Annotated in this window: 1 protein-coding gene; it reads left to right on the top strand. The window is 62.5% G+C overall.

The genetic code is table 11. From position 1 onward, the window contains the following. Positions 1 to 339, top strand: a 339-nt coding sequence (locus CV770_RS41390; RefSeq protein ID WP_201760277.1) for an oleate hydratase, incomplete at both ends; no start/stop codon positions are given.

Raw genomic sequence — 339 nt, 5'->3', positions numbered from 1 at the left:
AGGAGCGTCCCGAATTCGGCAATCCCGCCGCGTTCAACAGCTCGATCCCCGAATCCTATTGGCTGTCCTTCACCGTCACCTGCCGCGATCCACTCTTCTTCGACCGGATGGAGGCGTTCTCCGGCAACCGGGCCGGCACCGGAGGCCTCGTCACGTTCAAGGATTCCAACTGGCTGATGTCGGTCGTGCTCTATCACCAGCCGCACTTCGCCGGACAGCCGAAGAATGTGCAGGTGTTCTGGGGCTATGCGCTGCATCCCGACCGCGTCGGCAATTTCGTCGCCAAGCCGATGTCCGATTGCGGCGGCGCGGAGATACTGAAGGAGCTGTGTGGCCACC

Source organism: Bradyrhizobium sp. AC87j1 (assembly GCF_002936975.1).
GTDB classification, from domain to species: domain Bacteria; phylum Pseudomonadota; class Alphaproteobacteria; order Rhizobiales; family Xanthobacteraceae; genus Bradyrhizobium; species Bradyrhizobium shewense.
This window is presented reverse-complemented; position numbering and strand designations above follow the sequence as displayed.